Origin of the sequence: Magnetovibrio sp. PR-2, assembly GCF_036689815.1 — a bacterium.
In the GTDB taxonomy this organism is placed as follows: Bacteria; Pseudomonadota; Alphaproteobacteria; order Rhodospirillales; family Magnetovibrionaceae; genus Magnetovibrio.
Window position 1 is genome coordinate 203,677 of sequence record NZ_JBAHUR010000003.1, and the last position, 25,603, is coordinate 229,279.

Below are 25,603 nucleotides of genomic sequence, written 5' to 3' on the forward strand. Positions count from 1 at the left end.
GCTTACTCCATAATGTAGCCAAACGTCCCCGCCAAAGGCGCGGCGTAGGGGGGCAGGTTGGTGTGGGTGTATTGCTTGTGCAAGTGACCCAACAGATACATATCCAAATCGCTGGCCGGAACAAAACCGTCCGTGGGCAAGGCAAGACGTGAATCATTGCCAACGGATTTTGCTAAGTAGGCCGTGACGGTCACAATCAGTTCCGTTTCTTCGTTTTGGAAGTTTTCACTGCGGAACAATTGCCCCAAAATCGGCAGTTCTTTGAAACCGGGGACACCGTTGATGGTGTTGCTGACATCGTTTTGGATCAGGCCGGAAATCATCATGGAACCGCCAGACGGTAAATCAATGATGGTTTCGGTGCGCTTCATGGACAGCCCCGGGAAACCGTTGACCGCAACCGTGGTGTCTTGGTCAGAAACCTCGGTTGCCAAGTGCAGGCTGATTTGGCCTTCGCCCATGACCGTCGGGGTGAAGCTGAGGCGCACGCCGTATTCTTGTTGTTCGTAGGTCACCGTGCCGTTGTCGTCCACCGCGGTTGGCATGGGGAACGAACCACCGGCCAAGAAAGTCGCGGTTTCACCGGAAATGGCGGTCAATGTCGGTTCGGCCAACGTTTTGGCAAGACCCGTTTGTTCCATCACGCGGTAGGAAATATCGCCCAACCCGGTAATGCCCGGCACGACCGTGCCGGTCGCAAAGGCGGAATCAACCGCAGTCGCCGCGTAGGCGGGGGTAAAGGAAATGGACGACAAAGGACCAAATTCCAGTGTCGCCGTCAAATCCAGGCCCAGCTTTTTGATGGCGGTGCGCTTCATTTCCGCGACACGGACCTGCAAAATCACCTGACGGCTGCCCAGCACTTCCATATTGTTGATGATGTTCAAGCTGTCGGGCACAAAACGACGGGCAATATTGACGGCATGCGCAGAGGTGCTTGCATCGCGCACAAAGCCTTTGAGGAACACACCGTTGCGCTGTGAACTGACTTCGATCAGTTCATCGGGCAGCAGCTCTTTCAATGCTGATTGAATGCCTGCCACATCGACGTCGACTTGGATGTCGCCTTGGAACAAGATGTTGCCGTCAATGTCTTCGAAGATGATCGAAGTCGAACCCACTTGCCGTGCCAAAATGTAGGCGTGAGCCCCAGTGCCGTCTTGGGGCAAGATGATGTCCGCGACCAAAGGATTGGCGACGACGACGTTTTGGATTTGCGCGGGCAGGCGCACCGATACGACTTTGTCCAAGGGCACGCGAACGACTTCGCTGGTGCCGTGCATCTGCCACTCAGCATCTTGGTTTTGCGTGGCATTTGTGTTTTGCGCTGAGATGGTGCCCAGCGTTTGACTGCCATTACCGCCCGAAGTGCCCGGCAACTGCTGCGCGCTGGACACGCTGCCCAGCATCGCCAGAGAAACCCCAGCCAGAACGGACTTGGAGATGAAAGATTTGGAGAGACGCGAGAGCAATTGTGCGCTCATTCGATCACCTCCTCATCGCCTGTGTCTTCGGCTTCATCGGCCGCAGGAAGGGCCGTTCCACGATAAACTTTGATTTTACGCTGTGGTGCTGCCGGGGCCGGGATTGGGGCAGGGGCTGGGGCCACGGCTGGCGTCTTCAAAGTTTTGGGTCTCGGCGCAACAGGTAAGGCGGATACACCGGGAGGGGAAATGCCGTCAATATCTTCTTCGTAGTCCCCGGCGGTGTTGCCTGCGGCGGTCATGCCATCAAAGGAACTGAGCAGGGGGCTCACCTCGATGTCGGTTGTGTACAGATGTTCCGTGCGGGGCTCACCGGCTTCGGCAGCGCGCAGCACCAAAGATAGCTTGCCCATATCTTTCGCCGTGCTGATGATTTCCGCTTGTTTTGGGGTCACTTCCAACAACACGGTTTTCCCCAAAACAGCACCGGTTTCAAACTCGTTGACCTTTTGATCGATGGCGATCACAAGCAGGTTTTCCAAAATCGTTTCGGTGGTGACGTCCAAAGCGATGGGCTGCGTTTCGGTTTCTTCGCTTTGTTCCATGGCTTTGCGCACCAACTTGTGAGTCAGCAGCATATCCACATGGTCGCCCGGCAAGATAAAGCCCGCCGAAGTGGTTTCGGGATTGGCCTTCACCGCCACAGCGCGCATGCCCGCAGCGAGAGCCCCGCGCAAGAAGCCGGGGTCTTCGGATTTATAAACTTTGGCCTTGGTGATGGGATCGCCCTTGGACACCGAATGGCGGATTAGGGTCTTTTCCTTCATCATGTCTTTTAAGGGGTCGCTGCTTTTGGTCTTCACGAAGTAGAGCGGACGAACGGCGTCGTTGGGCCAAGGCACCCATTCTGTATTGCCGTCATTGAGCACGGTGCCGATGGACAGGTCAGCTTTGGCGACAAGAACGCTTTTTGTGGGTGCCTTGGGCACCATGGACGCAAAATCGGCCTCACGCGAAGACAGATAATTGTTCAGCAAATACGCTGTTCCACCAGCCAAAATAATAGCCGCGAAGACCAAAGCGATGACGACGATTCTCATGCTCTAGAACCCTTTGCCATCTTTGGAGACCGTAGGGAACGCCGTTTCGACTTCGCCAGCGCCAAGACGCAACAAACCCATTACGCAACTAAGGTCTTGTTGCATAAGGGAAAAATCAAGGCGTATCGTCTTAGCGTTCAAACAGTTCCCCCTCACATTAGGTCCCGAGTTCCACAGGGCTCTGAGAGCCGAAAGTGCTGTGAAATCATGTGCTTCAGAGTATACCACCAGCTTTCACCCGAACAACTGTAACTTTCCTGACAAGGTCAAATTTCGAAAATTCATCATTAAATTGTATGATGGCCTCTAAATGGTGAATAAATCGTGATAATTTGACTTTTGCGATGCGAAGATGGAGGAGCGCTTTTGCCAACGTACATAGGTTCGAGGCATGGTGATGTGATCGAGGTCACTGTTGACGACGTGCCACTTCAACCCCGTTTGGATATCCGCTGTTTGTCGGAAGACGGTTATGAATGGGGTTATGTTGGCAGTGGCCCGTATCAATTGGCTTTGGATATATTGGCCCACCAATTGGACGAGCGCCATGCCCTGGCCAATTACCGATCATTTTGTGAAAACACCATAGCGCGCTTGAAAAATGACTTTTGGACCCTGGAGGGGGACCAAATCGAGCTTTCCTTGCAAGGCGTGGTGGAGGTCGACATGACCTTGGAAGAGCTTTTGAACAAAGTGCGCGGTGTCTCTTAAGGGCTCGGCTGGTATCGATAAATGCGAAATGCTTGGTCCAGCTCAGGATCCTGGAGGCTTTGCTTGACCAGCCAGCTGGGCTCCCGACCTTCCCTATAGCGCCGCATCATGATGTCGCCTTCCACCTTCAAGGCGTGGCGTTCTTCACCAGAATTAACACATAAAATCAAATAGTTAACCTTCCGCGCATCGAGGATGTTGCGGACGGTTTCTGGATCGGTCACGGTGACAGCCCGATAGGCGTCAAGAATGCCCTGGGTGTTTCGGTGGTAGGGGCTGCCGATCACGCGGTGGGGGGTGCGGTACAGGATCTCCGGCCCCTGGTGAATGTGACTGAGGATGACTTGTGGTTTGCCGTTACTGAAGGCTTGGCTGTTGAGGTGCGGGGCGAGGTCTCGCCATTGGCAGGCACTTGGCCCGTCGTCTTCGGCCTCGGGGGCAATCAACGCGAGGGCGATGGCGACAGCCACATGTCCCATAACCAAACCCAAAACAGCCGGGATGCGCAAAATCGGCGTGCCTGGATCAGATCCGATTTTCGGGCCGCCGTTCCAGTCCAAGAGACGCTGAAACAGCGCGGCCCAAGCTAAGGACACGGTCACGCCAAAATACGCCCCCCAACGCATCTGAAAAATCGCCATGGGGAAGAATAACAGGCTGGGCAGGGCGACGATCATGACGCGCTCGTCAAGCCATGTGCCGGGCGTGCGTTCGCGCTGGGTTTTGACCGCCCAAACGATCAGCCAAACCACCGGCAGCAGCACCAAGACGCCACCGACATTTGTGGCCCAATCGTGGCCCACCAGGGGCTGCAGTTCGCCGATTTTTTCCAGCCACATATGATCGAGGCGCTGGTCCATAGCTGCGCCAAATGGGCCCTTGAAAAAATCATGAAAAGACAAATACATAAACAGTGATGCTAATGCAGCACTTAAAGCTGATATGCCCCATCTTTTGGCGCTGTTTTGGGTGCAGGCGGCTTGCAAGCGCCAGATCAATTCCACGCCCGCTGCAATCAGCCAAAACAGCCACACATGGACCATGGACAGACGGTCGTATTCTTCAGCCACGAGCCAGTCAGACGGTGGGCGTTCGACGGCCAGCATGACGGTTAACAAGACGGCGCTGCTGAAGGTGAAGGTGCGCAGACCCTTCAGCCAATCCACGCGCCCTTGGAGCAACCACGGCAGGGCCAATGTAAACAGGGCGAAAAGCTCGGTTGTGAGGCCTTCGATGCTGACCCAAACACCAAAAGCAGAACTGGCACCCGCCCAAGCCATGAGGCGTTGATTGGCAGAAGGCGCGAGGGCAAAGCGCAGCAACATGGCCAAGACGATACAATAGCCCAGCAATATGAGGCTGTGATGATCCGGGCGAGCCGCGAGAAAATACGCCCGTGTGATGGGCTGGAAAGCAAACAAAACTAAAAACAAGGCTTGGCCGCGCAAATCCAAGACGCCGCGTGTGCCCCAAACCAATACAGCCATAGACAGGCACGCGATCAGGGGGCTGATGACCACACCCACCCAAAAGAGGGCTTTGGCAACGCCGAGCACCCAAGACAGCGGTGTGGCAAGGGCCACCATCACCACATCCAAAGGCCGGGTCCAATGCTGTACTTCGCCATAGGGCCAGTTGCTGCGCAGGGATTGGGTTTCGTACCACGTGCCGTTTTGCCACCAGTCCAGTACGCGCACCATGCGCATATAAGCGTCGGGGCCGACGAACCATTCGGCCACCCAAGGTGGCGGGGTTTCGTTCATATAGGCGCGCAAGGCGATGATCAGAAAGGCAAACAGGCCCGCGCTGAACAGGATGCCTAAACGCAGGAATAAAGAGGGTTGAGCGGTTGGAATCGGCTCGTGCATGGGCGGATCATGACGGAATTCAATGGCTTCGAGAAGGGCGAATGCTGACAATTTCAAAAACTGGTGCACTTTTGGTTTGATGCCGTAAACTAACTTGGAAATTCAAGAGCGGGGGAAGCCTTCGGCGACTGTCCATATGGGTGATCAACAAACCTCAGTGCGAACGAAACAAAATGAGCGTGCGCGGCGCGTTGGCGAACCAAAATGGTACATTGTCGCAGCCAGCATCGCGGCCCTGCTGGTTTTGGTCATCAGCGGCTATACCACCACACAGGTTCAAAAATCGGCCCGCAATGAGCTCAAGAGCTTGTTGCTCGACACCTTAAACGCGACCCATGCGCGCATGCTTGAATGGGAACGTTTGCGCCGGCGTAGCGTTGAACATTGGGCGTTGGATTCTGAAATTGTCGGCGTCATCGGCACCTTCATCGCCTATGGCGAAAATGCACCTGACCTTTTGCACCGCGAAGCAAGCGACCTGCTGACGCCGGCCTTACAAGGGTGGGATGGACAGGCGTATTCTGTCGTGAGCCTGGACGGACGGGTGCTGACGTCTTCTCAGAGCCGTGAAATTGGCACCCACAGCCCCATATTTACCATTCCAGGATTTGTCACACGTGTTTTGGAGGACAAAAGCCGGATTTCCAAACCGATGTATCGTTCGGTCTCCGATCTGCATGAGGACCGCCCCGCTGCATTTGCGGGGCGTGAGCACTTGGCTCAGTATGTCGCGGCTCCGGTCAGGGCGGACGGCGGTAATGTTATTGCGATCTTGGTGTTCGAACTGGACCCCGTTCAGGATTTTTCGAATATTTTGGCCAGCGGACGTGCACGCAGCAGTTTGGAAACATTTGCCATCGATGTGGACGGCACATTGTTGAGCGAAAGCCGTTTTAATGCCGATTTGGTTCAAATCGGCATGATTTCTGAGAGTGACCATTCGATTTTGAACCTCAAGATTACCGACCCGGGGCAAGACCTCCGCCAAACGAATGCGCGCATTGCGCCAAACCACCAGGGGGGGCTCACTCTGATGGCCAGTGGCGTTATTCAAGGGGAAGGCGGCTACAATATCGAAGGCTATCAAAGCTACATGGGCCACCGCGTGGTGGGGGCCTGGCTATGGGTGGAGGAAATGGGGCTCGGTCTCGCAACGGAGATGCTCTACGCAGAGGCCTATGCGACTTACCTTGCCGTGAGTTGGCAAATGATGGCGGCAAGCATCTTGGCAGCCGTCTTGTTGGTGGGCCTTGCGGTCTTGTTCAACTTCGGTCGCGCCCGGTTGAGCGAAAGTGCACGGCGGTTGCAGTCCATTCTCGACAACGTGATGGACGGCATCATCGTCATCAATGAAACAGGCGTGATTGAAAGCTACAACGCCTCAGCGGCGCGTATCTTTGGTTATGATGTCACTGAAATTGAAGGCCATAACATTTCGATGTTGATGCCCGACCCAGACAAGGGGGATCACGATAGATACTTGCAGACATACCTGACACAGAAAACACGATCTGCAGTTGGGGTGAGCCGGGAAGTTACGGGTGTGCGCAAGGACGGGACGCTTTTCCCGTTGGATTTGGCGGTGACGGAGATGCAAATCCGCGACCGCAAAATGTTTCTCGGCATCACCCGCGACATCACCGATCGCAAGCAAGCCGAAGAAGAATTGCGCCGCTCAGAAGAAGATCTGAAATCCGCTCAACGCATCGCCAAAATTGGTGGGTGGAGCTGGAATTTGGAAACGAACGATATTTATTGGACGGAAGAACTGTTCAACATCTTAGGGCGCTCCCCCAAAAGTTTTGAAAATAACATCGATGCCTTTATCAAAACCGTACACCCCGACGACCGTGAAGATGTCCGTCAAACCATCGAAGTCAGCATGGCGACAAAGTCTTCCTATATGCTGGAACACCGCATTGTCTTAGGCGATGGAAGCGTGCGCATTGTTATGGGCCAAGGCGAGTTGACTTATAATTCTGAGGGCAAGGCCGTGCGCTTGAACGGCATTGTCCATGACATCACGGACCGCAAGGCGGCTGAGCATTTAAAAAGTGAGTTTGTTTCTACCGTTTCTCATGAACTGCGCACACCTCTCACCTCCATTCATGGATCGCTGGGTTTATTGGTCAGCGGGGCGGTGGGTGAATTGTCCCAACAGTGTTCGGCACTGCTGAGCGTCGCGCTGAAAAATTCAGACCGTTTGGTGCACTTGATTGACGATATCTTGGATGTGGAAAAGCTCGAAGCCGGTCGTATGGTGTTCGACATGCATCCTCATGTGGTTGATGAGTTGGTGCTTCAGGCCTTGGAGGTGAACAAAGCTTATGCCGATACCTATGATGTCCGTCTGATCTGCAAAGGGGCGGTCCCCAATGCCTTCATCGAGGTCGATTCGGTCCGGTTTGCGCAGGTGATGGCGAATTTGATCTCTAACGCGGTGAAATTCTCACCAAAGGGCGGGGAGGTGATGATTAAAGTGGAAGAATTCAACAATCGTATCCGTGTGAGCGTGACGGATAACGGTCCCGGTATTCCGACAACCTTTCAAAGCCGGATTTTCAAGCATTTCACCCAGGCCGATGCCTCCGATACCCGCCAAAAAGGCGGAACAGGCCTGGGTTTGAGCATTACCAAGGCGATTGTTGAAAAAATGCAGGGTGAAATTGATTTCTTGACTGAAGATGGAAACGGCACAACCTTTTATTTCGATTTTGATCGAAAGAATTTGGTCGTCAGTTAAGGTGAAAATGGGGGCGACAGAGCCCTAAGTCCTTGTTAATGTGTATGCTGTTTGTATGATTTTTGAATATGGGATTTGGTGATGGCCGAAGGCGAACTCAGCAAAATTCTTTACGTTGAAGACGATCCCGACATCCAAGTCGTGGCTCAAATGGCACTGGAAACCGTGGGGGGATTTACCCTGTGTGTGTGCAGTTCCGGGCAAGATGCCTTGGATCAAGCGTCTGATTTTGCACCTGATTTGATCTTGCTGGATGTGATGATGCCGGAAATGGATGGCCCCACCACATTGGTGAACCTGCGCGATATTGCTGCGTTGGCTGAAACCCCAGCGGTTTTCATGACGGCGAAAGTGATGCCGTCGGATGTTGAGCGATACCGCGAGCTTGGTGCCGTTGACGTCATTGCAAAACCCTTTGATCCCATGACCTTGGCTGGCCGCATTCAAGAAATTTGGAGCACATGCGATGGCTGATCGCCAGTCTTCCATGGAAGAAAAACTGGCGGCGCTGCGCGCGCAATATGCCGGCAAAATCGACGAGCGTGTCGATGAGCTGATTGCTATCGTTAAACGCATGACCCAAGTCAGCGGCGAACAACAGCGCGAAATCATTGCCGAAATGAAGCACGCGACGCATAAGCTTGCGGGCTCCGGGGCGACCTTTGGCTTTCCGGACGTCACGACTTTGGCGCGGGATATGGAGCACAAGTGCATTGCCATTTTAGAAGGCCAAGACCTGCATGTGCCCGAAAGCTTCACTAAACAGCTTTTGGAGGAATGTGAAGGCATTCGCAAAGCAGTCAAAGGCGTGGATGAAGCCGACCAACACATCGTTGGTGTGCACGATGAGCCTGCCCAGCCGGAAGAGCCAGAAGAACCAGAAGAGGGCGAAGGCGAGGATCGGCTGCGTGAACCCCAGCCTGATTTGCACGACAGTTCGCGTATGAGCCTGCTAATCGTGATGGAATATACCGAAGAACAGCGAAAACAGGCCTGCATCGAACTGGAACATTTTGGCTTTGATGTGGAAATTGTTGATCATCCGTCCAAGATGTTGGGCTGTCTGCGCGAAAAGGGTGCGCTAGACGTCATTGTCACCGGGGTGGACTTTGACGGTGCTGAGACAGCGGCGTTTGATGCCTTGGAAAATTTACGCGCCCATCCAGACTTTCAAGACATTCCCGTGGTTGTCTACACGGAAGTCGACAACATGAAGGCCCGTTTGGGTGCCGTGCGGGCCGATGTCAAAGCCTATATCCTCAAACCCGTGGATATGGCGGATTTGGTCAATGTTTTGGACCGGGTCACAGAACGCCATGAAGAAGACCCGTTTCGCGTCGTCATTGTCGATGACGATGAAGGCCTCGCGATGCACACCCAGGTGGTGTTGCAAAGTGCCAGCATGGAAACGCGCATCGTCACCAACCCGATGAAGATTTACAACGTACTGGACGACTTTTCGCCCGAGCTGGTGCTGTTGGACCTCTACATGCCCGATTGCAGCGGTCACGAAATCGCGGCCATTGTGCGTCAACGCGAAGAATATGCAGGGATCCCCATTGTCTTCCTGTCGGGTGAAGCCGATAAGGATAAGCAACTCTCTGCTATGGAGTTGGGCGGGGACGATTTCCTCACCAAACCCATTCGCGCGACCCACTTGGTGACGTCCGTGCGTATACGCGCCGCCCGGTTTCGCAAGTTGCGCTCTTTCATGGTGCGCGACAGCATGACGGGGCTGTTCAACCACACCACCACCAAGCAGCTCTTGGAAACTGAAATTTCCCGTACCCAGCGGGTCAACGGCAAACTGGCTTTGGCGGCGCTGGACATTGACCATTTCAAAAACGTCAACGACACACATGGTCACGCTGTTGGCGATCGCGTGATCAAGGCCTTGGCGCGATTGCTGCGCCAACGCTTGCGCGGGGCAGATATTATCGGTCGCATGGGTGGTGAGGAATTTGCCGCGATTTTGCCCGATAGTGGAATGGAAGAAGCGGCCAAAGTCTTCGAACAAATCCGCAAAGCCTTTTCCGAAATTGTGTTCCACACGGAAGAAACTTCGTTCTCCGTCACTATCAGTTGCGGTATTTCGGCGTTCCCACATTGCGACACGGCAACTGAGCTGTCCGATGCTGCGGATAAAGCGCTTTATGCCGCCAAACATGGCGGTCGCAACATGGTCCTGAAAGCGGACTAAAAACATTTCCCCATAGCTGGTGCGTGAAGCTCTTCACAACTGTGTGAGGTGCGGACGGGGCGTGTCCGAACGCCTGGTTTTGACAAACGGATACGCTTGATCAAATATGCAAATGCAAATCATTCGCAATAATTAGTCGAAAATGTCAACTTCATATGACGTGTTTGTATAAAGGTCAGGCCTATGTGTGAAGATTGCCCTAACGCGTGTCAAAATGATTATGCGAACGATTCGCAACACAAGGGGCTGTTCGCCCTGTCCCGTACAAAACCCAATAAATTTATAGACTTAAATCCGTATTGGGCTGTTCTTGCGCCCCCCAACTTGACGGAAGAATTGAGTGATCAAGCTTTTGGTGAGGTGCACATGTTGTCGCATTTGGTTGGCGCAACGTACCGCTCTGATCTCAAAACCATGCGTAAGAACGAAGTTGCCATTGATAGCTTAAAAGATGATCTGGAACACGCGCGGTGTGATGTCTGTTCACGTGACCGCATCATTGCCGGGTTGCGGACCGAAAGTGATGAACTTCAGCGTCAAAACCGAAATAGCCTGTTCGAAGCGAACGGGGGTGATGCAAAGAGCTTTTCCAACATAGAGGCGGTCGTTGAAGGCCTGCGTGAGGCACTGGCTGATATCGACAAGATCAATCGTGGCTTGCAAGATTCCTTAGCGCGTAAAGCCAAGCGGATTGAACAGTTGGAGTTCGAGCGCGAAAGCCTGAAACGTGATCTCGAGGACTTGGAAAGCGAAACTCTCATCTTGGAAAACGCAGTTCCCACGTTCGTTGGGCAAAGCTGCACCATGATGGCGGAAAACAACAAAGTTTTGAACGCTTAGGCGGGTTGTTGGAGCAGGCCGATGTGGTGGTGTTCCCGTCCGATTGTGTCAGTCACGCTGCTGTAGACCACATCAAAAGCCAATGCCGGCTAAGTGGTAAACCTATGAAACCTGTGCGTTCTTCAGGTTTAGGCGCGTTTATGAGCGGTTTGCAAGGTATAGCCCAGGTGAATTAAGCCAGAACCTTCAGAAGTTCCTTCGCTTCAGACAAGTTTTGAGCACTTAAGGCCTGAAACGTTTCATCACCGACGGCGAGGGCACTTTCGCGCGCGCCGTCTTTGTTTCCGTGGCCCGTCAACACATGAACGCCGCCCGCACAGCCGGCATTTTTGCCGGCCAACAAATCCAAGTCGCGATCACCGACAATCCAGGATTTCGACAGTTCAATGCCCATCAAATCGCGGGCGAAGTTGAGCATGCCTGCGTTGGGTTTGCGCGCGGGGTGGTCTTCGTGGAAATAGATGTCCTGGCCTTTGGCGGAAAACGGGCAAGCAAACACGCCGTCCAAATGAGCTCCACCTTCGGCGAGGTCCACCATAATTCGCTCTTGCACGTTAACAAAATCATCCCATTCAAACATGCGATAGCCAATGCCCGCTTGGTTCGTCACAAGCACGACGGGGATGTTTTTAGCATTGGCCGTTTTGATCACGTCTGCGGCGTTGGGTGTGAGCTGCACGTCTTCGACTTTGTGCAGGTAGTGGGCTTCTTCAACCACCACGCCGTCGCGGTCTAAAAACAGGGCCGGGCGGCTTTGGGTCTGGGCACGCGGGGTGAAAATTTGTGTCCACACGCCGTCGGTCAGACTTGCGCCTTCAGGAAAGCGGTTTGGTTCTGGGAAAGCGGTCATTCTTCTTCTTCGCTTTTGAGAATGTCTTCGCAGGTCAGCACGGATCCAGTGGCGATGTCTTCTTGGTTCAGGGTCAAGCGTGTGAACGTTTCAGCCAGCTTGCGCGCGTCAACACGGCGTTCAGTCAGCAGACCCACGATGCGCACGCCCTTCACCAATTCTTGTGCAAGGCCTTCGATTAAGGTTTTCAGAGCCGCCCCCGCAACGGATGCGCAAATGTCGGCGTTGTCGGTTTTTGCAGGGGCGTCAATCACCAGCACGATCAGGCCGCGTTCTTCATCGTTCATGTGCCCGGTCATTTCACGCGCCATGTTCAGCGGTGCGAAAACGGCTTGTTCCCAACTTTTGCGCCACTGGCCGTCTTCGATGTCTTCCAACGTGCCGCGCGGCAAATTGCCGGTGCAGCTGAGGAAAATATCGGCATCGGCACTGGCCATGCCGATGGCTTCGGCGTCAACGGGGCTGGCGGGGTTGCCCATGCGTTGTTCCACGGTGACGCCAAAGGTTTCGCGGATGTCTTGGGCGGCTTCGTACAGCTTGGAAAAGTTTTGCCCAACCAAATGCAATTCGCATCCGGTTTGCGCCAACGCGCGCGCGGCAATCAATCCAATGCCGCCGACGGCCCCGGTGATCAGGGCGGATTTTCCGTCCAATGGTCCTTGCATGTTTGTCTTGTTCCTCAATTCGACGGGCCGGGATAGCGCTTCGGCACCAAAACGGTGGGCGTGGGTGGCTTGGTCGTATCCATTTCAGGATAGTCCAACGTATAATGCAGGCCCCGGCTTTCTTTGCGCGATTGGGCTGCGCGGATAATCAGCTCTGAACACACAGCCAAGTTGCGCAGCTCCAACAAATCGCCGTTCACCCGGGTGTTGCCATAGTATTCGACGATTTCAGCTTGAAGCATATCGATGCGGTTTTGTGCGCGGGCCAAACGTTTGTCCGTGCGCACGATGCCGACGTAGTCCCACATGAAGCGGCGCAGCTCGTCCCAGTTGTGGGAAATGATGACTTGTTCATCCGACCCTGTGACTTTGCTTTCATCCCAAGGCGGTGTCGCGGGGGGCAGGGTTTCTTCATCCACTTTGGCGCGATGCAGGCGTTCTTTGATGTCATCGGCTGCAGCTGTGGAATAGACAAAACATTCCAACAACGAATTCGACGCCATGCGGTTCGCGCCATGGAGCCCGGTGTAGGTGACTTCGCCGATGGCGTACAAACCCTTGACGTCCGTGCGTCCGCGTTGGTCCACCATCACACCGCCACAGGTGTAGTGGGCGGCAGGCACCACCGGCAGGGCCTCGGCTGCCATGTCGAAGCCATAGTCGGCGACCGTGCCGGAGATCATCGGGAAGTGCTCTTTGATGAAGTCCTCGCCCTTGTGGCTGATGTCCAGATACATGCAATCTTCACCCAGACGCTTCATCTCATAGTCAATTGCGCGGGCCACGATGTCGCGCGGAGCCAGTTCGCCGCGCTCGTCGAAGCTGTCCATAAAGCGCGAGCCATCGGCGCGTTTGAGCTTGCCGCCTTCACCGCGCACGGCTTCGGAGACCAAAAAGGACTTGGCTTTGTGATGATAGAGGCACGTCGGGTGAAACTGGGTAAATTCCAGGTTCGCCACACGACACCCCGCACGCCATGCCATGGCAATGCCGTCGCCGGTGCAGATGTCTGGGTTGGAGGTATAGAGATAGACTTTCGACACACCACCCGTCGCCAGCACCACAAAGGGGGCTGAGAACGCCCGGACTTCGCCCGATTGGGTGTTGAGCGCATGCAGGCCCGTGACGCGCTTTGTGCGGCCGTGAAAATCGCGCTCGCACCACAGATCAACCGCGTTGTGGTGTTCAAAGATAGAGATATTGGCATGTTCGCGGCAACGCTCTTCCATGGTCAGCTCGATGGCTTGCCCCGTGGCGTCGGCGGCGTGAACCACGCGACGGTGGCTGTGGCCGCCTTCGCGGGTGAGGTGGTATTCGTCGGCGTGTTTGTCGTCGTCGCGGGTGGTGAACTCAACGCCGTAATTTGCCAAAGTTTCGATGGCTTCGCGGCCATGTTCGACAATAAAGCGGACCACGTCTTCGTCGCACAGGCCTGCGCCTGCGTCCAAAGTGTCCGCAATATGGCTTTCGATGCTGTCGTGTTCGTCCAGCACGGCGGCAATACCGCCTTGGGCGTAGTAGGTGTTGCTTTCGTGAAGGGCGGCCTTGGTGATCACCGCCACACGAGCAAAATCCGCCATTTCCAAGGCTAAATTCAGCCCCGAAGCCCCGCTTCCGACAACCAGCACATCAAATTGGTTTTCTACACTCACCGCTTGGTCCCTTATTCCTGCAGAAGGTTATAAGGGTTTCTCAGTCTGCATTCCAGTCCAGACCGATGTCGCACGCTGGGGCGGATTGGGTGAGGCGTCCGATGGAGATGCTGTCCACACCCGTTTCGGCAATGGCGCGCACGGTGTCTAGAGTCACGCCGCCCGACGCTTCGGAGCGCGCGCGGCCCGATATGATGGTGACCGCTTCGCGCAGTTCGCGCAGGCCCATATTGTCCAACAAGATCGCATCCACGTCCAAGGCCACGGCTTCGCAGACCTGTTCAAGGGTGTCGCATTCGACCTCGATCTTGGTGTGTCCGGCGGCTTTGGCGCTGTTCACGGCGGCCTCAATAGAGCCCGCCACAGCCACGTGGTTGTCTTTGATCAAGACCAGATCGTCCAAGCGCATGCGATGGTTGGTGGCGCCGCCCATGCGGGTGGCGTATTTCGCCAAATCGCGATACCCGGGCTGGGTTTTGCGGGTGTCCAAAATGGTTGCGCCCGTGCCGTCCACAGCGTCTACATAGGTCTTTGACAGTGTCGCTATGCCGCACAAGTTTTGCAGGAAGTTCAGGGCTGTGCGTTCCGCCGTCAAAAGCGCGCGACCAGGGCCACGCACCCGGCCCAAAACAGTTCCGGCTTTGACAAAGTCGCCGTCTTTGACGTCGGGGGTCCACATGATGGCCGTATCAACGGCATGGAAGACGCGTTCAGTCAGCCACAGACCCGCGACGACCATTTCGTGGCGTGCTGCCATGACGCCGGTGAACTGCATGTCTTCGGGCACGGTGGAGCTTGACGTGATGTCGCCGTCCGTCCCTAAGTCTTCGGACAAGGCCATTTCGATCAACTGAGTGACTTGCACCGCGTTGATGGTGTCGGGGAGGTCGCTTTGAATCATGGTTTAGGCAGCACTCTGAGAGGGGTTTGCGGCAGGCGCCAGTTCGAGCATGCGGTCGAGCGGTTTTTGCGCCCGTGCACGCAGGTCTTCGTCCATGGTGATGGCGGGTGTTTCATTGACCATCGCCAGATAGATTTTTTCCAGCGTGTTCAGCTCCATGTACGGACAATTCCCGCAGTCGCATCCGCCGTCGGCACCAGGCGCGGGCAAGAAGGTCTTATCCGGATTGGCTTTTTCCATTTGGTGGATGATGTGCGTTTCCGTCGCGACGATGAATTGTTTGGCCGGGTTGGTGTCGACGAAGTTCAGGATTTGGCTGGTAGAGCCGACGTGGTCGGACACCTCCAAAATGCTTTCGGGGCATTCCGGGTGCGCGGCAACCAGGGCGCCCGGGTTTTGGGTCTTGAGCCGTGAAATTTCGCGCGCCGAGAATTGTTCGTGCACAATGCAGGTGCCCGGCCACAGAACCATCTTGCGCCCCGTCTTGCGTTCCAAGTATGCGCCTAAGTGGCGGTCCGGTGCGAACAGGACGGGCTGGTCTTCGGGCAGGTTCTTGATGATGTGCTCGGCGCTGGATGACGTGACAATCACGTCGGACAGGGCTTTGACCTCAGCCGAACAATTGATGTAGGTGAGGGAGATGTGTCCAGGGTGGGCATCGCGCCATGTTTTGAACGCTTCGGCCTGACAGCTGTCTTCAAGCGAACAGCCGGCTTCGGCATCGGGAATGACAACGGTTTTTTCCGGGCTTAGGACTTTTGCGACTTCAGCCATGAAGCGCACACCGGAAAAGACGATCATGTCCGCGTCAGTGGCAGCGGCTTTGCGCGATAAATCCAGGCTGTCGCCGACGAAATCGGCCAAGTCCTGGATTTCACCGTCTTGGTAGTAGTGGGCTAAGATCACGGCGTTCTTTTCTTTGCGCAGGCGATCAATCTCCGCTTCCAAATCCAGGTGCGGGTCAATGTCGTCAAGGGTCTTGGCCGTGCTGTCCGGCAATATTACGGTATCGGTCATTAAGTTTTGCGGGGTTTACCCGTTTTCTGTTGAATTTGTGTGATGTGGGGGAATCTTATTTTACGGCCATCTTACCCTTCTCAATATGGTTGGGGAAGGGGGTGTGCGCAACTGCAGCAAGTGAAAACGGCAAAAAACGGGGATTTTCAATGAAAAACGAGAGCCCACAAGGAGCTCTCGTTCGTCTGGCAGTGTGCTCATTGGCACATTTCCCCAAGGGGTCATAACGAAAGCATATTATACTTTAGGGTTATCCCAAGAGAATTCGTACATATCATTGTATTTTTTAAGCCCACAAACGGCCGGATAGTGGTGACCAAGCCATAAGACGCAGATCATCATGGTTTGGGAGTCTGCTGTATTGAAGCTATCCATCATGATTTGGCTCAACAACGTGAGCGGATCGGGGCGTCTTTCCGGTTCGTTTGCGGGGGTGAGCCGTTCGCTTAACTCAATTAAGCACTCATCCATCGCGTGAAGGCCTTCTTTTTCAAACTCACGCAGGGCTTTGCGCGTGATTTTGAAGCACAGGTTTCCTGTGTCGGTGGAGATGACAAAATCGCGCGCGTCTTCATTATGGAAGGTAGCTTGAATGGCGTCAGTTTGGGGCGCGGGGGTGGGGTATTGGCTTAACATGTCTCGTCCTAAAGCTATGGGGGCGGAGGAGAATTCTTCATACCTTTATGTTCGCGCGTTCGTTCATTTCCGTCCATCGTGCGAAAGAATAGTGCCTTGGAAATAAAGTATTAGGTGACTGAACGGATTAATCGTGGAGGGTTTTTATGTCTTGTCCCAACATTTCGGAAAAATACCGAATTTGATCGCGTAGCACGTCCATTTCTTCACTATTGGATTGGAGTTGATGGACCAGTTGCGCATTGAACTGCGCCATATCCGCACTTTTTTGGGCTTTGTTAGACATTGTGACGACCAACTCACGACGTTTCTTCTCTGCTTCGCGTAGTTTTTCTTCCAAGGATCGCAAGTTGTCGCGAAGGTCCTGGTTGAGGGTAGCGAGTTCTTCGGTGCGTTGAGATACGACGGTTTCCAGATCTACGTTTTGGTGCTCCAATTCAGCGTTCAAATTTTCCAGTTGATTGTTGAGATGTTGAATTTCTTCAAACCTGCGCTGGAGAAGCACCCATGACAAACCGGCCAAACCGAACAGGGAGAGCATTAAGACCCCAAGGGTCACGAGGTTCATCTGCTCTCTGTCTATCCAGGTCGTTATAAAATGATCCTTTGGATATCCCGCAACCAAAACCAAGTCGTCAACCCCAATGGGGCTCCACTCAACGGTTCGGGCAACAAAATCTGTTTTTGTGGCGATGATATCTGCAATGCCATGCACAGACGGCGCTTGGTCAATCATCGCAGCAACCAAAGGACCGTCGGAAAGATCCCGGCCCAAAAGCTCTGGCTTAAAGGGTTCGCGGATCCAAAGGTGGTAATCAGACGCTCTGACCAATGCCATTGAAGATTTTTGAGGCAATTCCAGGCTTCGCCAAATTTCGCGGATCGCATCCATCTCAAAACAAGCGGAAACCCAACCCGCGCCCTCCGGTAAGGTATGGGCAATGGGGGCCATCGTTTTTTCAGACGCCATCCATTTGGTGGGGCCAATTTTGTAGGTTTCTTGATCAGCATTCGATAACTGGGCCAGAAGTTCCCCCTGACCACAGTTGAGACCTTCGGGGGCGCTCGCTCCATCGCGCTGTTCGGCGCTGGTCATCAACCCGGGCAGGCAATGTTTGTCAGGGCTTGTTGCGCAGTGCTCTCTATACGAAGCCATATGATTTGGGTCTTGAGCCCAAAATGAAAGATCCCGAAGGCTTTGTACATTGCCTTGCAGGACCGCGTGATTTGCAAGGTTGTTGTCGCGCAAAATGAGGTTCAGATTGGCCTTGAGCGCGGTTTGCGTATTTTGGAAGCCAACCCAAACATTCCAAGCCATAATGGAGACGAAAGCCACCAAGCCAAGAAAGACAGACAAGAGGGGGGCTTTGCCCATTTCAGCCGTTTCTCCCAGATCGATTTTTCACGCGTATGGTTTAAATATTACGATACGATATCGGAAATTATTAGCTGGTTCCATGGCTTTATTGCTGAACGTTTAGGCACGGCGTCAGAGATAGCTTGACTGGCAGGTCTTTGCATCCGTGAGGGCGTTTAATTAAAGGCTGAGAGCCCCGTTTGGGCGCGCCCCAGGATCAAGGCGTGGATGTCATGAGTGCCTTCATAAGTGTTCACGGCTTCTAAGTTCATGGCGTGGCGAATGACATGGAACTCATCGGAAATGCCGTTGCCACCGTGCATGTCGCGGGCTTGGCGCGCGATGTCCAAGGCCTTGCCGCAAGAGTTGCGTTTCAGCATGGAAATGGCTTCGGGGGCACCTTTTCCATCATCAATCATGCGCCCCAATGTCAGGCAGGCATTGAGACCCAACGCAATTTCGGTCTGCATGTCGGCCAACTTCTTTTGCACCAGTTGCGTGGCGGCTAAAGGGCGGCCGAATTGTTGGCGTTCCAGGGTATAGTTGCGCGCTGCCAGCCAGCAGAACTCCGCCGCCCCCAACGCTCCCCAACTGATGCCGTAACGCGCTTTGTTGAGGCAAGAAAACGGACCTTTCAGGCCTTTGACGTCGGGGAAGATGTGGCTGTCGGGGACGAACACACCGTCCAGCACAATCTCACCCGTTATGGACGCTCTGAGCGAAAATTTGCCTTCGATTTTGGGCGTGGAGAAGCCTTTGGCGTCGCGTTCCACAACAAAGCCCCGGATTTCACCGTCCAGTTTCGCCCATACAACCGCGATGTCGGCGATGGGTGAGTTGGTAATCCACATCTTTGCACCTGTGAGCACATAGCCGCCGTCGACTTTTTTCGCGCGTGTGCGCATGGACGCGGGGTCTGAGCCCGCGTCCGGCTCGGTCAAGCCAAAGCAGCCGATGAGTTCCCCTGTGGCGAGCTTGGGCAGGTAAGCTAGGCGCAGCTCTTGCGAGCCGAAGGCAAAGATCGGATACATGACCAGAGAGGACTGAACGCTCATGGCGGAGCGATAGCCGCTGTCGACACGTTCAATTTCGCGCGCGACCAAGCCATAAGCCACGTGGGACGTGTTGGCGCAGCCGTAGTCTTCGGGCAGGGTGGGGCCCAGCAGTCCCAAGGCACCCATTTCGGTCATGATGTCGGGATCGAAGCTTTCATTGCGGTTGGCCTCGACAATACGGGGCAGCAGTTTGTCGTTTGCGTAGTCGCGTGCCGTGTTTTGGATCAAGCGTTCGTCTTCGCTTAGTTGTGCGTCCAGCAACAGCGGATCTTCCCAGCGAAAATGCGGTTTTGATGACATGGAGGAAACTCCCACAAGGCCTGTGTAAGTTTCATTGATACCAGACGAAGACTAGCCTTTGGAGAGTTTATTGTAGGTGGTCGATGTGGCCACCGTGGTGAGCAAGAAGTCGGGCTTTTCTATTGCGCCACCCCTTAGTTTTGTTTGCGCACATTGGTGCCCAAGTTTGCACGGCGGACTTGGGTTTCCATGTTTGTGTCCGTCGCCATCATGGTGACTTGGGTGATGCCCGGGGCTTCGCGCTGGCTTAACCGTGTTACCATGTCCAGGCGAAGCTCTCCGCGCAGCCACCAGCTGTAGCGACATTCGCGGACGCCATCGGTGGACCGCTTCGAACATTCCGATACCGAAGGCCGTCCATAGCGTTTGGCGACTGTGTTGACCAGTTCATCTTCGCTAACAGACTGAGCATTGTAGTTTTGGCGCACTTTGTAAGCCATGTGCATCGGCCCATCTTCACCGTACCAAACCGTGTAATCGCCGTCGTCGTCACTGAAAGACATGGTGACGGAGCCATTGGCCGACATGGCTTTGTAGGCATTTGGGAAGTCTTTGCGCAGGATATCGAGCGTCGTGCCCAAGCGGACGTTACCCAGTTGATAAGCCGGATCGTTTTTGACGCCCGCCATGGAAAACAAGGCGGCAAAATTGAAATCCACGCCCGGTGTTACTTTGACGAAGACAAAGCCACCCAACATCAAAAAGGCAAACAGGCACAACATTAACAACATGGTCAAATCGTTGTCTTTGCCTTGTTGGCGGCGCTTTTTGCGGCGTTTGACCCACGCCGGCGCGGCGTTTTCTTCTTCAGATTTGTAATACAGAATATCGTCCCCGTAATCGAGATCGGGTGGAGACGTGTCCTTGTGGATTTTGTTGGCGGATGTGTATCCTTTTGACGTATTTCCGTGTGACGGGGACATAACGGTGATCTTTCCTCAAAGATGCAAGATTCTGTGTTGTTTAAGTCTAAAATTACGCCCTTTGGGTTAGGTTGACTGTGTCCTCGGTCACACTACGCGCCATTTTTGAATTCCGCCACCACAAGACCGCGCACAGAGTTGCCCAAAAAGATTTGGTTGGCGCGTTCTAGGTCTTTGATAAATAATACCATTTCAGTACATTGCCCGGTTTCGAGAAGCTCTTGGCGGAGCGTTCCGGCAAGTACTCCTGATTGCACGGGAGGGGTCACCAATTGTCCATCGATTTCTACAAAAAGGTTGGTAAACGAGCCCTCGGTGAGTTCCCCAGCGTCGTTTAGGAAAACGACTTCATCACATTTTGAGGCCGCGCGGGGCTTGTCGTAAAAATCTCTGTTGGTGGTCTTGTGATAGACAAATGGTGAGGAGCGGTCGATCCGCGTCGAGGCAAGTTCGAAGGTGAGGCTGGTGATGTCGGTTAAATCCTCTGTCTCCACCTGCGCAGAGCCGTTCGCGTTGAGCAAAAGCCGCACGCGTTGATCTCTCTTCAGGCCATTGAGCGCCTCGTCCAAACCCTGTCGGACGGCGTCTTCGTCGAACGGATAGCCAAATGATTTTGCCGACGCCTTCATGCGCGCCATGTGGTGGTCCAATAACACAAAGCCGGTTTGCGGGTCCCACTTTAGTGTTTCCAGCAAATCAAACGGTTCATGCTGCCCGGTGAGAAAACGGGCTTTGATGTGGCATTCTTCCCACTCCGAAGCGGGATCGGAATCGTAAACGATGCCACCACCGATGCCGATCTCTCCCGTGTCATTGCGTATATGCAGGGTGCGAATGGCGACGTTATAGCGATGCGTTCCACCGGGGCCCGAATAACCAACGCCGCCGGTATACACGCCACGTTGATCTGGCTCCAACCCGCTGATCAGTTCCATGGCTTTGACCTTAGGCGCGCCGGTGACGGACCCGCACGGGAAGAGGGCTTGGGTGATATGGCGAAACGTCGTTCCGGGTTTCGGCTTTGCTTCAATACTTGACGTCATTTGATGAACGGTGGGGAAGGTTTCGACATCAAACAAATCAGTGACATGAACAGAACCGACAAGTGATATGCGGCCTAAGTCGTTGCGCAACAAATCGACGATCATCAAATTTTCGGCGCGCGATTTTTCATCCGTCTTGAGCCACGTCACTTGCTGGGCATCGCGCTCAGGGTTGGCAAGACGGGGCGCCGTCCCTTTCATCGGGCGCGTGCGTACAGAACGACCGTCACTTTCAAAGAACAGTTCCGGGGACAAGGACAAAATGTGGTCTTCCCCCGTTGCTATAAGCGCGCCGTACTTTGCCCGTTGGGTTTTGCGCAAATGGGCAAAGAGAGCCAATGGGCTGCCTGAAAAGTCAAAGCGTTGTTTGAAGGTGTGGTTGATCTGATACACATCGCCCGCGCGGATGTGGTCGCGGATGCGTTCGATCTGATCGATATAGTCTTCTCGTGACAACAAGTGATGCAGGTTATTGACGGCATAGTCATCTTCAGCCCAGGTGTTGAAGGTCTCTGCGTCCAAGGGGTGGGGCTTGTCAAATACGCCCATCCAAATCAGCGGGGTATCCAGGTCTTTAGCTAAAAGCGGGGCGAGCTTGTCTTCCAAGGCCAAGCCCAGTTCATAAGCCATATAACCCGCGACGAAATGCCCCCCAGCAAGAGCAGCTTCAATGCGATCAAATGTTTCTGTGATCTCGCCAGGAGACCGACAGATGATAATATCAACGGGCTGCGTGAACACAGTTGCGCCGCCCGGTGTTTGGGCGTCGTCAATCAGCACGAAGGGGGGCTTTAAGGTCATGCCTTGGATTTAGCGCTCTTAGGTGTAAATGAAAAGGATCAAGACGCGGCACGCGCACCTTTTTCACTGACTTTGGCGTTGAATTTGTCGCGATTGATGACGAAACGTTCATGTCGCCCTCGGCCGATTACGTCTTCACCGTCGTGTCCTTCAATGGTGAACACCAGCTTGCGACCGCTGACTTCGATGAGTTCGACCTCCACACTGACGGTCATGCCGGGCGGTGTTGCGGCTTCGTGGCTGACGTCCACGTGGGTGCCGACGGTCATCTCTTCGGGCCAATCCAAGTGCGGCTCAATGGCTTTGACGCAGGCCCATTCCATGAAGCCTATCCAAAATGCGGTGGCGAAGACTTCGGGCATTTCTTGCAATTCGGGGGCTTCGCGGTAAAGAGCCGGAACGGTTTTGTCCGAAGGGACGGGGTAGGTGTGGGTGTAGCGGATACCGGGTTTTAAGCTGTCTTTCATAGGACGTCCGTGCGGTTGCGACCGTTTTGCTTGGCCTGGTACATGGCCCTGTCGGCCCGGCCGATCAATGAATCTTTGGTGTCGCCCTCATTGATTTCACTGACACCGATGCTCATGGTCATTTTGAAGTCGGGATTGTCGGGGAACGGCTGGCTGTTTTGCAAGGCTTCGCGGATGATATCAGCCAGACGACGGCCGTCGTCTTGCTTGCAGGCCATGGCCATCATCATGAACTCCTCACCGCCCCAACGACATTGCACGTCGCTGTCGCGGGTGTGTTCACGGATAATGTCTGCCACATGGCGAATGGCCTGATCGCCTGAGAGGTGTCCGTAGGTGTCATTGATGGTTTTGAAATGATCAAGGTCCATGATCAACAGGGAAAAAGCTTCTTTGTCGCGCTTAAAGCGTTTAATGGCCTGGTCCAACAGCGCATCGAAGTGCTGACGATTGTTGAGCCTTGTCAGCTTGTCCGTAATCGCCAGGGTTTCCAGACGGCGCTGGAAGATATTGATGGTGTAGATGATCAACGCCAGTGTCAGCAAAATCACCAAAGGCCCAATGATCAAGTTGCGCAAGAACCCGACTTTAACCTTGGTCAAGGCCTGGGCTTCGGGCAGCTCAATGAATAAATACCAGTTGAGCTCGGGTATGAAGCGTGTGGTGAGCAGCATACGACCGTCAGCAGCTTCGTAAGTGTACGATCCACGCTTGTTGGTCATGACATTTTCAGCGATTTCGCTCAAGCCCGGGAGCTCGTGCACGTTGGTTTGTCCACTGATTTTTGGGTCGCCGTGCACTTGGATCACGCCGTCTTCATCGACAAAATAAACGGTGCGCCTGAATTGGTCCTCATACGTTTTGACCAAGTCCGAGACAGAGCCCAAGCCCAAGCCGACACCCGTCACACCGATAAATTCACCGAAACGGTTTTCCACCCGGTAGTTGATGAAAATCGTGATGTTGTCATCGACTTGATAGTTGTTGTCGACATTGACTTCATAAGGTGCGCGCAGATCGCGGGCACGAAAGAACCACTCATCATCGGGATCGCCCCGGCGCAGCTCCCGGCCAATGCCGCCGAAGTGGTAATAGCGCAACGTGCGCGCCGAAATAAAGTATGAGGTGGTGGCGTTGTAGCGGGTTTTGATTTGGGAGAGGTAGCGCACGATTTGCTCGGGATTGCTTTCACCGCCATCGACCCAGTCGTGCACGAAAGTGTCGTTCGCCATCAGCGAAGAAATGAAGATTGGGCGCAACAAATCGGCTTGGATTTCGGAATAGACGTTGTTGCTGGACAACGGTAATTCATTTTCCAAAATTGAGGTGCGCAGCGCCCCTTTGGAGACTTCATAGTTCAAAAAGTTGGTTGCGCCGAAGCCGACGATCAAGATCAGCGTGACCAACGAAATCAGCTTCGTACGCAGTGTCAGCATGCCCATTTGGGCCCCCAGTTTTTCAGAGTACTTGTTTAGAATAGGCTTAAGGTTTGCATCTGTCACCCTTTCACTTGTGGGGGAGGGATGCTAAATTCATCCGACGAATCAGAAGGATGCGATGAAAATGAAACTTTCGAAAGCTGACGTTCAGGACCGCCTGGGCCGGATCAAACTGCTGTCATTGGATGTGGACGGGGTGATGACGGACGGCGGGCTGTACTACACGGACGAGGGCGTTCAGTTTCGTAAATTCAACGTCAAAGACGGCTTGGGCATCAAGCGTGCGATGAAGGCTGGCATGCAGATTTGCATCATTTCAGCGTCCAAGCAGACGTCGACCTACATCCGGGCGGCGCACTTGGGCATTCAGCACGTGCGCATCGGCGCCGAAGACAAAATCAAAGAGCTGGAAGACATCATCTCCACCTTGGGGGCGAGTTTGGACGAAGTTGCACACATGGGGGACGATTTGACCGACGTGCCTGTGATGGAGGCCGTGGGGCTTGCCCTGACGGTTTGCGACGCGGTTGAGGAAGCCTTGGAGGCTGCTGACTATGTCACCCAAAAAGGCGGGGGCAAAGGGGCTGTTCGCGAGATCTGCGATCTGATCGTGAAGGCGAACGCTTGAGTTCCGGCCTGTGAGTGCGCATCTCTAAAATAGAGAGGCCGCGCTGATGAAATATCACAATCTCTTTCAGTCCATGTTCATGTTGTTCGCCATGACGGTGCTCTTGGCGACCATCGGCTTTATTTTGGCTGGGCGCGAAGGCTTGTTGATCGCGGCCTTTGTTGCGGCGACGTTCATGATGTTTGGGCGCAGCCAGTCCACCAAGTGGATGCTGCACGCCATCGGTGCGGTCAAACTGCGCCCCGACCAAGCACCGGTGCTCCATGAAATACTGGCAGAACTCAGCCGCCGGGCAGGGATTGAGCGCGCGCCCACACTGCATTTGGTCGAAGCGAGCACCATGTTGGGCTTTTCAACGGGGACGTCGTCCCATGATGCTTCAATCGTCTTGAGCTCGTCTTTGGTTCAGAGATTGAATGCACGCGAGATCGCAAGCGTGATGGCGCACGAAATCAGCCACATCGCCTCGGGCGACCTGGCGGTTATGGCCATGGCGGACACGCTGACGCGCATGACCCGAACCCTGTCTTTGTTGGGCTTATTCTTTCTGATCTTCAACGTGCCCATGGCGGCAACGGTGGGGGCACAGGTGCCGTGGGGCGTGGTGATCTTGCTCGCATCCGCCCCCTTGATCAGTTACGTGATGCAGATGACCTTGTCGCGCTTACGTGAATTCGAAGCCGACGAAGGGGCCATAGGTCTCTCTGGCGACCCAGAGGGGCTCATTGGTGCGTTGGAGAAGCTGGAAATCCAAAACACAGGCTTTTTGCGCCACGCCTACGTGCCAAGCCACCCGGAAACGGAACCCTCGCTGTTGAGGTCTCACCCCATGACGGTCGAACGCGTGCGGCGCATCGCAGAACTTGAGCCCGGTGTTGAGCCGTTGCCAAGCACCCTCATCGGCACCCAACACGGTTACCCGGGCAGCCAAGACTACGGCCTAGGCGTGCCGATCCGCTGGTTGTTGAGGTGGTGGCGATAGA

At 54.4% G+C, this 25,603-nt stretch carries 23 protein-coding genes; 8 read left to right on the forward strand and 15 right to left on the reverse strand.

The features are described from left to right. Positions 1-2: 2 nt before the first annotated feature. Positions 3-1,484, reverse strand: coding sequence for a type II and III secretion system protein family protein (locus tag V5T82_RS05810; RefSeq protein WP_332894668.1), 1,482 nt, complete (start codon positions 1,482-1,484; stop codon positions 3-5). Further along, complete coding sequence (gene cpaB, locus V5T82_RS05815) at positions 1,481-2,524, reverse strand: Flp pilus assembly protein CpaB (RefSeq protein WP_332894669.1); 1,044 nt, start codon at positions 2,522-2,524, stop codon at positions 1,481-1,483. Before cpaB ends, V5T82_RS05810 begins: the two co-directional genes overlap by 4 nt. Before the next feature lie 366 nt (positions 2,525-2,890). On the opposite strand from cpaB, the gene V5T82_RS05820 reads away from it, so the two are divergent. Continuing rightward, the gene (locus V5T82_RS05820; protein WP_332894670.1) at positions 2,891-3,235 is read left to right on the forward strand and encodes a DUF6166 domain-containing protein; all 345 of its coding nucleotides are present in this window, start codon (positions 2,891-2,893) and stop codon (positions 3,233-3,235) included. Here the strand turns inward: V5T82_RS05820 and V5T82_RS05825 are convergent. Further along, positions 3,232-5,160 carry a hypothetical protein gene (locus V5T82_RS05825; RefSeq protein ID WP_332894671.1) on the reverse strand — a complete coding sequence of 643 codons (1,929 nt, stop codon included), beginning with the start codon at positions 5,158-5,160 and terminating at the stop codon, positions 3,232-3,234. The two genes, V5T82_RS05820 and V5T82_RS05825, sit on opposite strands and share 4 nt — an antisense overlap. A gap of 79 nt (positions 5,161-5,239) precedes the next feature. Between V5T82_RS05825 and V5T82_RS05830 the strand changes: the two genes are divergently transcribed. From V5T82_RS05830 to V5T82_RS18210, 5 genes are all read left to right on the forward strand, one after another. Further along, complete coding sequence (locus V5T82_RS05830) at positions 5,240-7,846, forward strand: PAS domain S-box protein (RefSeq protein WP_332894672.1); 2,607 nt, start codon at positions 5,240-5,242, stop codon at positions 7,844-7,846. An 81-nt stretch (positions 7,847-7,927) separates the two neighbouring features. Beyond that, on the forward strand, positions 7,928-8,320 hold the full coding sequence (locus tag V5T82_RS05835) for a response regulator (protein WP_332894673.1): 393 nt from the start codon (positions 7,928-7,930) through the stop codon (positions 8,318-8,320). After that, on the forward strand, positions 8,313-10,046 hold the full coding sequence (locus tag V5T82_RS05840; RefSeq protein WP_332894674.1) for a diguanylate cyclase: 1,734 nt from the start codon (positions 8,313-8,315) through the stop codon (positions 10,044-10,046). Before V5T82_RS05835 ends, V5T82_RS05840 begins: the two co-directional genes overlap by 8 nt. Positions 10,047-10,382: 336 nt before the next feature. Continuing rightward, a complete protein-coding gene (locus V5T82_RS05845) occupies positions 10,383-10,886 on the forward strand; it encodes a hypothetical protein (RefSeq protein WP_332894675.1) in 504 nt (167 codons plus the stop codon). Further along, complete coding sequence (locus V5T82_RS18210; RefSeq protein ID WP_503629697.1) at positions 10,844-11,062, forward strand: DUF2325 domain-containing protein; 219 nt, start codon at positions 10,844-10,846, stop codon at positions 11,060-11,062. The genes V5T82_RS05845 and V5T82_RS18210 overlap by 43 nt, the downstream gene beginning before the upstream one ends. Here the strand turns inward: V5T82_RS18210 and V5T82_RS05850 are convergent. The 12 genes from V5T82_RS05850 to V5T82_RS05905 form a co-directional block, all read right to left on the reverse strand. Further along, entirely contained in the window at positions 11,059-11,736 is a 678-nt protein-coding gene (locus tag V5T82_RS05850; RefSeq protein ID WP_332894676.1) for a D-glycero-alpha-D-manno-heptose-1,7-bisphosphate 7-phosphatase, read from the reverse strand. The genes V5T82_RS18210 and V5T82_RS05850 overlap by 4 nt on opposite strands. Next, complete coding sequence (locus V5T82_RS05855; RefSeq protein ID WP_332894677.1) at positions 11,733-12,401, reverse strand: SDR family NAD(P)-dependent oxidoreductase; 669 nt, start codon at positions 12,399-12,401, stop codon at positions 11,733-11,735. Before V5T82_RS05855 ends, V5T82_RS05850 begins: the two co-directional genes overlap by 4 nt. 14 nt (positions 12,402-12,415) lie before the next feature. Beyond that, on the reverse strand, positions 12,416-14,053 hold the full coding sequence (gene nadB, locus V5T82_RS05860; protein WP_332894678.1) for an L-aspartate oxidase: 1,638 nt from the start codon (positions 14,051-14,053) through the stop codon (positions 12,416-12,418). Between the two features lie 40 nt (positions 14,054-14,093). Continuing rightward, a complete protein-coding gene (nadC, locus tag V5T82_RS05865) occupies positions 14,094-14,954 on the reverse strand; it encodes a carboxylating nicotinate-nucleotide diphosphorylase (RefSeq protein WP_332894679.1) in 861 nt (286 codons plus the stop codon). 3 nt (positions 14,955-14,957) lie between these two features. Next, positions 14,958-15,971 carry a quinolinate synthase NadA gene (gene nadA, locus V5T82_RS05870; protein ID WP_332894680.1) on the reverse strand — a complete coding sequence of 338 codons (1,014 nt, stop codon included), beginning with the start codon at positions 15,969-15,971 and terminating at the stop codon, positions 14,958-14,960. 237 nt (positions 15,972-16,208) lie between these two features. Continuing rightward, complete coding sequence (locus V5T82_RS05875; RefSeq protein ID WP_332894681.1) at positions 16,209-16,607, reverse strand: hypothetical protein; 399 nt, start codon at positions 16,605-16,607, stop codon at positions 16,209-16,211. Positions 16,608-16,734: 127 nt separating this feature from the next. Then, positions 16,735-17,982 carry a hypothetical protein gene (locus V5T82_RS05880; protein WP_332894682.1) on the reverse strand — a complete coding sequence of 416 codons (1,248 nt, stop codon included), beginning with the start codon at positions 17,980-17,982 and terminating at the stop codon, positions 16,735-16,737. 158 nt (positions 17,983-18,140) lie between these two features. Next, positions 18,141-19,319, reverse strand: coding sequence for an acyl-CoA dehydrogenase (locus V5T82_RS05885; protein WP_332894683.1), 1,179 nt, complete (start codon positions 19,317-19,319; stop codon positions 18,141-18,143). A gap of 134 nt (positions 19,320-19,453) precedes the next feature. Then, a complete protein-coding gene (locus tag V5T82_RS05890) occupies positions 19,454-20,242 on the reverse strand; it encodes a hypothetical protein (protein WP_332894684.1) in 789 nt (262 codons plus the stop codon). A 92-nt stretch (positions 20,243-20,334) separates the two neighbouring features. Continuing rightward, on the reverse strand, positions 20,335-22,086 hold the full coding sequence (gene pabB, locus V5T82_RS05895) for an aminodeoxychorismate synthase component I (RefSeq protein WP_332894685.1): 1,752 nt from the start codon (positions 22,084-22,086) through the stop codon (positions 20,335-20,337). Positions 22,087-22,124: 38 nt separating this feature from the next. After that, complete coding sequence (locus V5T82_RS05900) at positions 22,125-22,553, reverse strand: thioesterase family protein (RefSeq protein ID WP_332894686.1); 429 nt, start codon at positions 22,551-22,553, stop codon at positions 22,125-22,127. Then, the gene (locus tag V5T82_RS05905; RefSeq protein WP_332894687.1) at positions 22,550-23,989 is read right to left on the reverse strand and encodes a sensor domain-containing diguanylate cyclase; all 1,440 of its coding nucleotides are present in this window, start codon (positions 23,987-23,989) and stop codon (positions 22,550-22,552) included. The genes V5T82_RS05900 and V5T82_RS05905 overlap by 4 nt, the downstream gene beginning before the upstream one ends. Before the next feature lie 127 nt (positions 23,990-24,116). Between V5T82_RS05905 and V5T82_RS05910 the strand changes: the two genes are divergently transcribed. After that, positions 24,117-24,620, forward strand: a complete 504-nt coding sequence (locus V5T82_RS05910) for a KdsC family phosphatase (RefSeq protein ID WP_332894688.1) — start codon at positions 24,117-24,119, stop codon at positions 24,618-24,620. A 46-nt stretch (positions 24,621-24,666) separates the two neighbouring features. Continuing rightward, complete coding sequence (locus tag V5T82_RS05915) at positions 24,667-25,602, forward strand: zinc metalloprotease HtpX (protein WP_332894689.1); 936 nt, start codon at positions 24,667-24,669, stop codon at positions 25,600-25,602. The last annotated feature ends 1 nt before the right edge of the window (position 25,603 follow it).

Coding starts and splice junctions, on each gene's coding strand:
- V5T82_RS05835 (WP_332894673.1), top strand. CDS start 7,928: ATGGCCGAAGGCGAACTCAGCAAAATTCTTTACGTTGAAGACGATCCC.
- nadC (WP_332894679.1), bottom strand. CDS start 14,954: ATGATTCAAAGCGACCTCCCCGACACCATCAACGCGGTGCAAGTCACT.
- V5T82_RS05875 (WP_332894681.1), bottom strand. CDS start 16,607: ATGTTAAGCCAATACCCCACCCCCGCGCCCCAAACTGACGCCATTCAA.
- pabB (WP_332894685.1), bottom strand. CDS start 22,086: ATGACCTTAAAGCCCCCCTTCGTGCTGATTGACGACGCCCAAACACCG.
- V5T82_RS05910 (WP_332894688.1), top strand. CDS start 24,117: ATGAAACTTTCGAAAGCTGACGTTCAGGACCGCCTGGGCCGGATCAAA.
- cpaB (WP_332894669.1), bottom strand. CDS start 2,524: ATGAGAATCGTCGTCATCGCTTTGGTCTTCGCGGCTATTATTTTGGCT.
- V5T82_RS05850 (WP_332894676.1), bottom strand. CDS start 11,736: ATGACCGCTTTCCCAGAACCAAACCGCTTTCCTGAAGGCGCAAGTCTG.
- V5T82_RS05915 (WP_332894689.1), top strand. CDS start 24,667: ATGAAATATCACAATCTCTTTCAGTCCATGTTCATGTTGTTCGCCATG.
- nadA (WP_332894680.1), bottom strand. CDS start 15,971: ATGACCGATACCGTAATATTGCCGGACAGCACGGCCAAGACCCTTGAC.
- V5T82_RS05905 (WP_332894687.1), bottom strand. CDS start 23,989: ATGCTGACACTGCGTACGAAGCTGATTTCGTTGGTCACGCTGATCTTG.
- V5T82_RS05890 (WP_332894684.1), bottom strand. CDS start 20,242: ATGTCCCCGTCACACGGAAATACGTCAAAAGGATACACATCCGCCAAC.
- V5T82_RS05900 (WP_332894686.1), bottom strand. CDS start 22,553: ATGAAAGACAGCTTAAAACCCGGTATCCGCTACACCCACACCTACCCC.
- V5T82_RS05840 (WP_332894674.1), top strand. CDS start 8,313: ATGGCTGATCGCCAGTCTTCCATGGAAGAAAAACTGGCGGCGCTGCGC.
- V5T82_RS05810 (WP_332894668.1), bottom strand. CDS start 1,484: ATGAGCGCACAATTGCTCTCGCGTCTCTCCAAATCTTTCATCTCCAAG.
- V5T82_RS05855 (WP_332894677.1), bottom strand. CDS start 12,401: ATGCAAGGACCATTGGACGGAAAATCCGCCCTGATCACCGGGGCCGTC.
- V5T82_RS05880 (WP_332894682.1), bottom strand. CDS start 17,982: ATGGGCAAAGCCCCCCTCTTGTCTGTCTTTCTTGGCTTGGTGGCTTTC.
- V5T82_RS05885 (WP_332894683.1), bottom strand. CDS start 19,319: ATGTCATCAAAACCGCATTTTCGCTGGGAAGATCCGCTGTTGCTGGAC.
- V5T82_RS05830 (WP_332894672.1), top strand. CDS start 5,240: ATGGGTGATCAACAAACCTCAGTGCGAACGAAACAAAATGAGCGTGCG.